6 protein-coding genes are annotated in these 8819 nt (G+C 34.4%); all 6 read left to right on the top strand.

What is annotated here, in order from left to right:
• Positions 1 to 16 precede the first annotated feature (16 nt).
• The 6 genes from K8V80_RS10105 to K8V80_RS10080 all read left to right on the top strand — a co-directional run bounded on the left by K8V80_RS10105 (position 17) and on the right by K8V80_RS10080 (position 8492).
• Positions 17 to 1051, top strand: a complete 1035-nt coding sequence (locus tag K8V80_RS10105) for an efflux RND transporter periplasmic adaptor subunit (protein WP_276777632.1) — start codon at positions 17 to 19, stop codon at positions 1049 to 1051.
• A gap of 28 nt (positions 1052 to 1079) precedes the next feature.
• Entirely contained in the window at positions 1080 to 4226 is a 3147-nt protein-coding gene (locus K8V80_RS10100) for an efflux RND transporter permease subunit (RefSeq protein WP_276777630.1), read from the top strand.
• A 33-nt stretch (positions 4227 to 4259) separates the two neighbouring features.
• Positions 4260 to 4553, top strand: coding sequence for a PG0541 family transporter-associated protein (locus K8V80_RS10095; RefSeq protein WP_006743583.1), 294 nt, complete (start codon positions 4260 to 4262; stop codon positions 4551 to 4553).
• 112 nt (positions 4554 to 4665) lie between these two features.
• Positions 4666 to 6147, top strand: coding sequence for a hypothetical protein (locus K8V80_RS10090; RefSeq protein ID WP_276777626.1), 1482 nt, complete (start codon positions 4666 to 4668; stop codon positions 6145 to 6147).
• Positions 6134 to 7018, top strand: a complete 885-nt coding sequence (locus K8V80_RS10085; RefSeq protein WP_006743581.1) for an SGNH/GDSL hydrolase family protein — start codon at positions 6134 to 6136, stop codon at positions 7016 to 7018. Before K8V80_RS10090 ends, K8V80_RS10085 begins: the two co-directional genes overlap by 14 nt.
• Positions 7005 to 8492: an MBOAT family O-acyltransferase gene (locus tag K8V80_RS10080; protein WP_172633429.1), complete on the top strand. Its 1488-nt coding sequence runs from the start codon at positions 7005 to 7007 to the stop codon at positions 8490 to 8492. Before K8V80_RS10085 ends, K8V80_RS10080 begins: the two co-directional genes overlap by 14 nt.
• Positions 8493 to 8819: the final 327 nt, after the last annotated feature.

The raw sequence follows: 8819 nt of genomic DNA, 5'->3' as shown, positions 1-8819 counted from the left end.
TAAAATAAAGATACATATGTATAATTTAAAAATATTTCTTCAACCATTAGCTCTTTTATCGCTTTTGGTATTGACTTCTTGTGGAAGTAATAATAAAGAGACTTCTGAACAAAGTTCACAAGTTAATGAGTCTCCTATCGTTAAGATAGCTCAAGTATCGTCTCGTCCTGTAGCACAGATTCATGAATATACTGGTACTATTGAACCAGAAATCAAAAATAATATTGCTCCCCAAAGTCCTATTCGTATCGATAAAATATATGTTGAAGTAGGAGATCAAGTAAGAAAAGGACAGAAGTTAGTGCAGATGGATGCAGCTAATTTAAAACAGTTGGAACTTCAGCTAGAAAATCAAAAAACTGAATTTAATCGAATTGATGAATTATATAAGGTAGGTGGTGTTTCAAAATCAGAATGGGATGCTGCAAAAACTACACTAGATGTGAGTCAGACATCTTTCAGTAATTTATTGGAAAACACTTCACTAGTAAGTCCAATTAATGGAGTTGTTTCTGCTAGAAACTATGATAATGGTGATTTGTACAATGGGTCAACACCTGTTTTAGTTGTTGAACAGATAAATCCAGTAAAACTATTTATTAATGTATCAGAGTCTTTTTATTCCAAAGTAGAAAAAGGTGCATCTGTTGATATTAAGCTTGACGTATATCCTGATGAACTTTTTAAAGGTACTATATCATTAGTTTATCCTACAATAGACCCCATAACTCGTACTTTTATTGTAGAAGTTAAACTAAATAATACGAATCAAAAAGTGCGTCCAGGAATGTTTGCAAGAGCAATTTTAAATTATGGAACAAAAGATCATGTGGTTGTCCCTGATTTAGCCATAGTCAAACAATCTGGTTCAGGAGATCGGTATGTGTTCGTCTATAAAGATGGAAAGGTTTCTTACAACAAGGTAGAGTTGGGACGCCGAATGGGAGATGAATACGAATTATTATCAGGCGTGGAAAATAATTCTCAAGTAGTTATTGCAGGTCAGAGTAGAATATTCAATGGAGTTGAAGTTCAGCTTGCCCAAGAATAGAAGTACAAAATAGAAATAAAGACTAATTATGAGTTTATACGAAGGTTCGGTTAAAAAGCCGATTATGACCTCACTCTGTTTTTTAGCAGTAGTGATATTTGGTCTCTTTTCTTTATCCAAACTGCCTGTCGATTTGTATCCAGATATTGATACAAATACCATTATGGTTATGACTGCCTATCCTGGTGCAAGTGCTTCGGATATTGAGAATAATGTAACGAGACCATTAGAGAATACATTGAATTCAGTGAGTAATTTAAAGCATATTTCTTCGAGATCTTCGGAGAATATGTCCATTATTACTTTGGAATTTGAATATGGATATGACATTGATGTCTTGACAAATGACGTACGTGACAAACTAGATATGATTACTTCATATCTTCCTGATGATTCAGAAACTCCGATCATATTTAAGTTTAGTACAGATATGATTCCTATCGTTGTGTTGTCAGTGCAGGCAGAAGAGAGTCAATCTGCTCTATATAAAATATTAGATGACAATGTGGTGAATCCGTTAGCTAGGATACCAGGTGTTGGTACAGTGTCTATTAGTGGTGCTCCCAAGAGAGAGTTACAAGTTTATTGTGATCCAGGAAAGTTAGAAGCTTATAATTTGACGATAGAGGCGATCAGTGCTGTTATCGGTGCTGAGAACAAAAACATACCCGGTGGTAATTTTGATATTGGTAACGAAACTTTCTCCTTACGTGTTGAAGGAGAGTTCACGGATGCTTCACAGTTGAATGATATTGTAATAGGGAGCCATAAGGGTGCTAATATTTATCTAAGGGATGTAGCGAAAGTTGTTGATACAGTAGAAGAAAGATCTCAAGAAGCTTATAATAATGGTAAGCAGGGTGCTATGATTATTGTTCAAAAACAATCAGGTGCAAACTCTGTAAATATATCAAAAGCTGTATTAGATGCAATGCCTCGACTTCAAGAGACTTTACCCACAGATGTGAAGTTGGGAATTATCGTGGATACTTCTGAAAATATATTAAATACTATAAACAGTTTAACAGAAACGGTATTCTATGCTTTAATATTCGTGGTTATTGTGGTGTTTGTGTTCTTAGGAAGATGGAGAGCTACATTAATTATTTGTATAACGATACCACTATCCTTGATTGCATCCTTTATTTATTTAGCAATATCAGGAAATACCCTTAATATTATTTCACTCTCATCACTTTCTATTGCGATAGGAATGGTGGTGGATGATGCGATTGTGGTTCTTGAGAATGTCACGACTCATATTGAAAGAGGCTCTGAACCCAAACAAGCTGCTGTTCATGGAACAAATGAAGTAGCTATATCTGTTATTGCATCTACATTGACTATGATTGCTGTGTTTTTTCCATTAACGATGGTTAGTGGTATTACAGGGGTGATGTTTAGACAGTTGGGTTGGATGATGTGTGCTATTATGTTTATATCTACATTAGCCGCTCTTTCCTTGACACCTATGCTTTGTTCTCAATTATTGAAAAGAGAAAACTCTTCTTCGAAGATTTATAAGCTATTTTTTACTCCAATTGAAAAAGTGCTAGATGGATTAGATGTAGTATATGCTAAAACATTGAATTGGGCAGTAAGACATCGTACTATAATTGTTTTATTGTGTATCGCTTTTTTTGTGGTGAGCTTATTCTGTATTAAGGGGATTAGTACAGAGTTTTTCCCTGCACAAGACAATGCTCGTATTGCGGTAAAATTAGAGCTGCCTATTGGTACGCGTAAAGAAGTAGCACAAGAGATTTCGCAGAAGTTAACTAATGAATGGATGCAGAAATACAAAGAAGAGATTATTGTTTGTAATTATACTGTAGGCCAAGCTGATAGTGATAATACTTTTGCTTCGATGCAAGATAATGGATCTCATATCGTTTCATTTAATATTCGTCTTCAAAATCCTGGAGATCGTCAAAGATCTTTGGAAGAGGTTTGTGATTTAATGCGTGAGGATTTAAAACATTATCCAGAATTTAGTAAATCACAGGTTATTCTTGGGGGAAGTAATACAGGTATTGCTGGTCAAGCTTCGGCCGATTTTGAAATCTATGGTTACGATATGGCTAAAACGGATAGTGTTGCCGCCGACTTAAAACGTAGATTATTAGAGGTGAAAGGAGTCTCTGAAGTGTTAATTAGTAGAAGCGATTATCAACCAGAATATCAGGTAGAATTTGATCGTGAAAAACTAGCAGTACATGGTCTTAATTTATCTACAGCTGGTACATATCTTCGTAATCGAGTAAATGGTGCAATCGCATCTAAATATCGTGAAGATGGTGACGAATATGATATAAAAGTGAGGTATGCTCCTGAGTTTCGTACTAGTTTGACTAACATTGAAGAAATACTAATCTACAATAATCAGGGAGAACCTGTTCGAGTGAAGGATGTAGGCAAAGTTGTTGAAAAGTTTGCACCACCCACTATTGAAAGAAAAAATAGAGAACGTATAGTTACCGTTTCTGCTACTATATCAGGTGCAGCATTGGGTGAAGTTGTTCAAAGCGGAAATCAAGTAATTCGTCAGATGGATATACCACAAGGTATAAACATTCAGATAGCAGGTTCTTTTGAAGATCAGCAGGAGTCTTTTAGAGATCTTAGTGTCTTAGCCTTGCTTATAATTATATTAGTGTTTATTGTTATGGCCGCTCAGTTTGAATCATTAACTTATCCATTTATTATTATGTTTTCATTACCCTTTGCCTTTAGCGGAGTATTAATGGCTTTGTTTATGACTCGTAGTACACTCAGTGTCATGAGTTTGCTTGGTGCTATTATGTTGATTGGTATTGTAGTAAAAAATGGTATTGTGTTGATAGATTATATAACTCTTTGTAGAGAAAGAGGGATGTCTGTAATTAATTCGGTAATAACATCAGGAAAGAGTCGTCTTCGTCCAGTATTAATGACTACAGCTACTACTATTTTAGGGATGGTTCCTATGGCTATTAGTACAGGTCAAGGTTCTGAAATGTGGCGTCCTATGGCAGTAGCTGTAATTGGTGGGCTTACGGTTTCAACTGTGCTTACTTTATTATTAATACCTACACTCTATTGTATTTTTGCAGGGACAGGTATAAAACACCAAAGACGGAAAGTTAATGAGAATAGTGAAATGAAAGAATTTTTTAAAGGAATATCTAACAAATAATAATACCGTGTGTATTATAAAAAAAGAATAGAAATGAAATCTGTTTTGATAACATTTGATCAGGCGCATTATGAACGTGTAGTGGCTGCACTAGATAGATTGAACTGTAGAGGATTTACATATTGGGATCAGGTCAAAGGACGTGGATCTGAAACAGGAGAGCCTCATTTTGGCAGTCATGCTTGGCCTGCTATGTGTTCAGCTATTTTAGCAATGGTAGAGGATGATAGAGTTGAGCCTTTATTAACAGTGCTAAAGCGTATGGATGAATCTAGAGAGCAATTAGGACTAAGGGCTTTCGTTTGGAATGTAGAACAATACATTTAATTAGCATAGTTGTATTGTTAAATAGGAGGGGAGAATACTCAAAATTATGAGTGTTCTCCCCTTCATGTATATATGATTTCCTTATCTTTGCAACATTTTGATATAAAGAGAAATGAAAAATTATTTAATATATACCTTGTTATTGACAGTTGTTATTGTGGGTGCTTTATTAGCTCTTAACAAACTTCCACAAATAACTGTAGCAGGTTATAATCTTCGTGTAATTGATATATTAGCTGATGTTAGGAAGCCTATTAAAGAAGAGCTTCCCTTTGTTGAAATTCCAGATTTGTTAGTAGATGTAGATTCAGTCCCTGAGATAGATTCATTAGATATAAATAAAGACTCAACACAAATAAATATAAATACCTTAGTGGATACTACTAAAGTAGTTAAGCGTATTTTTGCAAATGAGAAGTGGGTTGATGAAGATACTGATGAAGAAGGTATCACTCATATAGTAGATTATTCTGATGTTTCAGGTTGTGGTATGTCCCCATTTTACGAAGCTCTCAATGCAATAAAAGAATCTGAAGAGTATGCTAGAATTGCTGTGTTTGGAGATTCATTCATTGAAGCTGATATTTTAACTGGAGATTTGCGTGCTTGTCTTCAGTCTGAATATGGTGGAAGTGGTGTTGGTTTTGTTCCAATTACTTCGGAAACAAATGGGTTTCGTCCTACTGTTATACATAATTTTCAAGGTTGGAGTAGCTACTCGGTAACAGATACATCTTCTTTTAAAAATAAATATCAAGGTGTTTCAGGTCATTATTTTATTCCCGAAAAAAGCGCTTTTGTGCAGATGAAGGGTCAAAAAAGATATGGAACACATTTAGATACTTGCCAAGTAGCATCTATCTTTTTCTCTAATAAATATCCATTAACTCTTACATCTCAGATAAATGGAGGAGTACAAGAGCCGTTTTATATTGAAGGTTCTCAAGAGTTACAATCTGTAGTTGTACAGGGTTCTATTGGGAGAGTGAAATGGACAATACTATCTGATTCTACTTCCGTTTTTTATGGTACTGCTATGGATGGTAAAGATGGTGTTATTCTCGACAACTTCTCCTTAAGAGGTAGTTCAGGTTATTCTCTACAAAGTATCCCTCGAAAGAATATTCAAGAATTCAATACTTTACGTCCTTATAATTTAATCGTGCTTCAATATGGACTCAATGTCGTTTCTAAGAAGGTATATGATTACAATTATTATAGAGTAAGAATGAATAAAGTAATATCCTACTTGAAAGAGTGTTTCCCTCAAGCAGGAATACTTTTATTAAGTGTGGGTGATAGAGATTACAAAGCAGATGATGGAACTTATCAGACGATGCCTGAAATAAAATACTTTTTAAAAATACAGAGACAGATAGCAAAAGATAATAAAATAGCTTTTTGGAATATGTTTGAGGCTATGGGTGGAGAAAGCAGTATGTATGATTTAGTTCATGATGAACCCGCAAAAGCTAATTTTGATTATACGCATATCAATTTTAGAGGGGGACGTTTCTTGGCTAAGAAATTGTTTGAATCTATTAAAAGAGGTAAGTCAGATTTTGAGAAAGGAGAGGTATATGCGGGTCAGTAAAATACACATCATTATTTTAGCCTTGTTTGGAATGGTTTTCTCTATCCAAGCTCAGGATGCATTCCCTTTACATCCTCCAATGCATCGTTCTCCAGCTCCAATACTTCCCATGACTAATTGGGCACAACCTCTCGATTTATCAGATTTTAAGGCATCAATTCCTAGTCTTTTTAAAGGACTGTCTGAAAATCGTATTATTGATAGTAAGCATTCTCTAGAATCCTTTTTTTATAAACTAAGGTTGAGTAGAGAAGGTGTTTTAAAAGATAGTGTTAGAGTGCTGCATGTAGGGGATAGCCATATAAGAGGGCATTTTTTTACTGAAAGTATTGCTAGAAAGTTAAGTTCTTATTTTTCCTCTTTATGGTATGATGATTTTGGTATTAATGGAGCTGTTGCTCGATCTTTTAATCGTCCCGATCGCTTAGATAGAATTAAAGAATTTCAGCCCGATTTATTAATCTTATCTTTTGGTACTAATGAAAGCCATAATAGGCGATATGATCCTAATATTCATTATCGCCAACTAGATGAGTTGGTACACGAAATCAGAGCTTTACTACCAGATATACCTATTATATTAACTACTCCTCCAGGTTCGTATGAAAGAAAGGGTAGGAGAGTTTATAAAATAAATCCACGGACTGATAAAGCTGTACAAATCATTAAAAATTATGCCATGGATAAGAAAATGGCCTATTGGGATTTGTTTACTGTAGTGGGTGGTTCTCAATTCGCTTGTGACAATTGGAGTAAAGCTAAATTATTAAGACCTGATCATATTCATTATTTACCAGAAGGGTATGAGTTGCAGGCAGACTTATTTTGTGAAGCTATAATAAAAGCCTATAATGAATATATTATCCTTTGATTTAGATTTTAATAGACTAGCAGATGTGCTTACTTACGACCCTAAAGCTCCTATGATATTTAGTAGCGGAGTTTTTTTATGGTTGTTTTTAGGTTTTATTATCATCTATTATGCTCTTAAAAAGAGAGATACAGCTCGTATCCTTTTTGTAACTGCGTTTTCTTATTATTTTTATTATAAAAGCAGTGGTATTTACTTCTTTTTATTGGGTATTGTAACTTGTGCTGATTTCTTTTTGGCTAAATGTATTGTAGAACATAAACTAGTAAAAGAACGTAAAATATATGTTGTACTAAGTTTAATGATAAACTTAGGTTTGCTGGTATATTTCAAATACACTAATTTCTTTGGAGATATTATTGCTAAAATCTCTGGTTCGGATTTCACACCCTTTGATATATTCTTACCAGTAGGTATTTCTTTTTTTACTTTTCAATCACTTAGTTATACGATAGATGTCTATAGAGGAAAGATACAGCCACTTAACCGCTTATTGGATTATGCTTTTTATGTTTCGTTCTTTCCCCAGTTAGTAGCAGGACCTATTGTTAGGGCTAGGGATTTTATTCCTCAAATACGTAAGCCTCTATTGGTCTCCAAGGAGATGTTTGGGCGAGGGATGTATTTTATTATATGTGGGCTGTTTAAAAAGGCAGTTATTTCAGATTATATTAGCGTAAACTTTGTTGAACGTATCTTTGATAATCCTACTCTTTATTCGGGAGTTGAGAATCTATTCGGTGTGTATGGTTATGCACTGCAAATATATTGCGACTTTTCTGGGTATAGTGATATGGCTATTGGCTTAGCTTTGTTGCTCGGATTTAAGTTTAACATAAACTTTGATTCTCCTTATCAGTCTAGTAGTATTACTGAGTTTTGGAGGCGTTGGCATATCTCACTGTCTAGTTGGTTGAAAGACTATCTTTATATTTCTTTAGGAGGTAATCGGAAAGGGAAAGTTAGGCAGTTACTGAACTTGTTAATAACAATGTTGTTAGGTGGGCTGTGGCATGGAGCTTCATTGAACTTTGTATTATGGGGAGGTATGCATGGTTTAGCTTTAGCTTTCCATAAAGTAATTATGCTGATACGAGGTAGAGAAAAAGGAGTCCAAAGTTCGGGTTTATTAAGAGTTGGAGGGGTTATTCTAACTTTCCATTTTATTTGTTTCACTTGGATATTTTTTAGGAACCCTCATTTTTCTGATGCAGTAGATATGCTTACTCAGATTTTTAAGTCTTTCCGTCCCGAGTTACTTCCACAATTAATTATGGGGTATTGGAAAGTCTTTGTTTTGATTGCGCTAGGCTATGTCTTACACTTCTTACCAAGAAAATCGGAAAATAGATTTTGTGTTTTTATTATTAAGTTACCATTCTTAGCAAAGGCCCTTCTCTTTTTATTGCTGATCTTTTTAGTACTTCAGATAAAGAGTAGTGATATACAACCATTTATTTATTTTCAATTTTAATCGGTTAGTCAAATACAAAAGACTCTTTTGCTTTCTTAGATAATAGATTTAATCGGTAATTCTCCATGAATGCCCCCTTTGCTCGTAACACGATGTCGGTGTCATGCATTCATCATGACACCGACATGTCATTACGATCAAAGGGTTAAAGTTATTTCTGGTATTGGGCAAATGAACTTAAAATCGATAAACTTGAGCTCTTTTCGAAATCATTTCAAAAGGGGGTTTTAGGGTGCATATATAATAATGTGTATAAAGTAACCTACTTGTATTTCCTTTGAGAATTGATTAAAAAAAGAATTTGTTATAAGAATAAGATTGATAGGA

It is taken from the genome of Bacteroides coprosuis, assembly GCF_020741705.1.
Classification (GTDB): domain Bacteria; phylum Bacteroidota; class Bacteroidia; order Bacteroidales; family Bacteroidaceae; genus Bacteroides_E; species Bacteroides_E coprosuis.
This window is presented reverse-complemented; position numbering and strand designations above follow the sequence as displayed.

What these genes read in the sequence shown, in the direction of transcription:
- K8V80_RS10105 (WP_276777632.1), top strand. Translation starts at nt 17, where the DNA reads ATGTATAATTTAAAAATATTTCTTCAACCATTAGCTCTTTTATCGCTT.
- K8V80_RS10085 (WP_006743581.1), top strand. Translation starts at nt 6,134, where the DNA reads ATGCGGGTCAGTAAAATACACATCATTATTTTAGCCTTGTTTGGAATG.
- K8V80_RS10090 (WP_276777626.1), top strand. Translation starts at nt 4,666, where the DNA reads ATGAAAAATTATTTAATATATACCTTGTTATTGACAGTTGTTATTGTG.
- K8V80_RS10100 (WP_276777630.1), top strand. Translation starts at nt 1,080, where the DNA reads ATGAGTTTATACGAAGGTTCGGTTAAAAAGCCGATTATGACCTCACTC.
- K8V80_RS10095 (WP_006743583.1), top strand. Translation starts at nt 4,260, where the DNA reads ATGAAATCTGTTTTGATAACATTTGATCAGGCGCATTATGAACGTGTA.